Annotated in this window: 1 protein-coding gene; it reads left to right on the forward strand. The window is 61.9% G+C overall.

What is annotated here, in order from left to right:
• Positions 1–59: 59 nt before the first annotated feature.
• Positions 60–396, forward strand: a 337-nt coding sequence (locus HK23_RS13700; protein WP_256940220.1) for an alpha/beta hydrolase, incomplete at its 3' end; no start/stop codon positions are given.

Genomic DNA, 396 nt, shown 5'->3' on the forward strand with positions numbered 1-396 from the left:
TTGCGGTCGTCTCCGCCCTCGTTGCGGAGCGGCATGGACCCAGGCCCGTAGCCCAGCTCCTGTTCTATCCGGTGACCGATGCCGCAATGAATGACGGATCCTATCGCGAGTTCGCCAGTGGCCCCTGGCTGACAGCGAAAGCCATGGATTATTTCTGGAACCAGTATCTGCCTGCCGGCACGGATCGCGCCCAGCCGCATGTCTCGCCGCTGAACACGCCGGACTCCATCCTGCACGGGCAGGCGCCAGCGCTGGTCATTACAGATGAAAACGATGTCCTGCGTGACGAGGGCGAGGCCTACGCCCGACGCCTGGTCGAAGCTGGCGTGCCGGTCATAACGACCCGCTATAACGCGACGATCCACGATTTCGTTATGCTCAATGCGCTTGCCAAGA

The organism is Acetobacter malorum, assembly GCF_002153605.1.
GTDB classification, from domain to species: Bacteria; Pseudomonadota; Alphaproteobacteria; order Acetobacterales; family Acetobacteraceae; genus Acetobacter; species Acetobacter malorum_A.